General features: G+C 40.1%; 1 protein-coding gene. It reads left to right on the top strand.

The window, feature by feature from the left end; translation table 11 throughout:
• A partial coding sequence (locus JX312_RS13890; RefSeq protein ID WP_204458516.1) for a DarT ssDNA thymidine ADP-ribosyltransferase family protein occupies positions 1 to 1,076 on the top strand: 1,076 nt, incomplete at its 5' end.
• Between the last annotated feature and the right edge of the window lie 56 nt (positions 1,077 to 1,132).

The following is a 1,132-nucleotide window of genomic DNA, read 5'->3' on the forward strand; positions in this document are numbered from 1 at the left end:
ATTTATCTGTAAAAGAGGAATCGTACAGTTCTAAGGCTACTAATCTCTTTGAAAGTAAAGATGTAGCGGCTATCACTTCGATGGGAGAACTCTTTCAACTGAGAATTGAGGAGGAGCGTCGAAAAATTGAAGAGGCAGAAAAGACTGCGCTGATTAATATAGAAGGGGCAAGAGAGGCTATTAATAACCGAAATCTTGACCGTGCAAAGGAGTGTCTTGACATTATCTCTAAACAGACTGCTTTTATTGAGAATAAGGACATTAATGCCGCTATTAAGGATGTTGTCTTTGCTATAACGGAATTGTCTAATCAATTAGAAGCAGAAAAACGCGAAAAAGAGGAACAGCGTCGTAAGCAGGAGGCTCTTGCCGCACAACAACGGGCGGAAGCCATAGAACGCCAACGTCAAGAAGAAGAGGCACGTAAACTACGAGAGCAGGAAGAACGAAGGGAACGTGCACGAAAATATGAAGAAGAACTACGTGAAAAAGAGAAGAACCAGCAACAGGAGATCAATCGATTGAATGGTCTGTCTTCTACTCTTAAATCCGACGCGCAGGAGATAGTAAACTTTTTACACAATAATGGCATATACTATCTATATCATTTTACTGAGTCAAGTAATATTCCATTAATAAAATCACGTAAAGGACTATACTCTTGGTCATATCTTCTGTCACATGATATGAAGATTCCAAGCCCGGGAGGAAATGATACAAGCCGTGGACTTGATAGAGACAAAGGACTTGAAGATTATGTTCGTTTGAGTCTGTGTAAATCTCATCCAATGGCATATCGTATTCATCAGGAAAGCGAAGGACGTGCCAACCTTGTACTGCTGAAAATAAAACTTGATGTGACAATGTTTGAAAGCACCCGCTTCTCCAATGTCAACGCTACTGACAAAAGAGCCAAAATCGGTTCAGACCTTGAATTTATTGAAGAAAATCTCGATTTCGAGGCCATAGCTCTTGACTGGTGTTGGGGAAGTGACCCGCGACACAAGTTAAGACAGGCAGAAGTCATGGTAAAAACTTTCATTCCTTCAAAATATATAATCACTGGCGTCTCTTAAAATCTGTTAATGCGAAATTGTTAAACTCTGTATTCATGTTGGTTACGCGATTTTCT

Source organism: Barnesiella sp. CU968, assembly GCF_905219685.1.
GTDB lineage: Bacteria > Bacteroidota > Bacteroidia > Bacteroidales > Muribaculaceae > Lepagella > Lepagella muris_A.